This is a genomic window from Pseudoalteromonas sp. GW168-MNA-CIBAN-0100, assembly GCF_040309225.1.
Taxonomy (GTDB): domain Bacteria; phylum Pseudomonadota; class Gammaproteobacteria; order Enterobacterales; family Alteromonadaceae; genus Pseudoalteromonas; species Pseudoalteromonas arctica.
In genome coordinates this window covers 1-362 of record NZ_JBEOOL010000231.1, presented here as the reverse complement: position 1 = coordinate 362, position 362 = coordinate 1, and the positions used below count along the sequence as shown (strand labels likewise).

Annotated in this window: 1 protein-coding gene; it reads left to right on the top strand. The window is 41.2% G+C overall.

Annotation, left to right across the window (positions count from 1 at the left end):
• Positions 1-35: 35 nt before the first annotated feature.
• The coding region (locus AAEY62_RS20875) for a group II intron maturase-specific domain-containing protein (RefSeq protein ID WP_350636210.1) at positions 36-362 on the top strand (327 nt) is incomplete at its 3' end.

Here is a 362-nt window from a genome sequence, read left to right as displayed (position 1 = left end):
CACTTAAGGCATCCACCCAGATACTAGAGCGAGACTTGAAATTAACCGTGAACCAAAATAAAACCCATATTGCTCATAGCAGCAAAGGAGTGAAGTTTTTGGGAGTAGAGATAGGTAGCCAGTGGACACGGATACAAGCATCAAAACTCATCGGGTTTAAACAAAAAGTGAAGCAATTAACAAAACGTAACGGCGGCATAAATTTAGCAGAAGTAATAAAACGGCTAAATCCAGTTGTGCGCGGTTTTGTAAATTATTTTAGTATAGCCAATTGTAAACGAGAGCTAAAAGCCTTGGCAGGTTGGATCAGACGAAGACTAAGGGCAATACAGCTGAGGTTGTGGAAGAAGCCATCAAGGCTA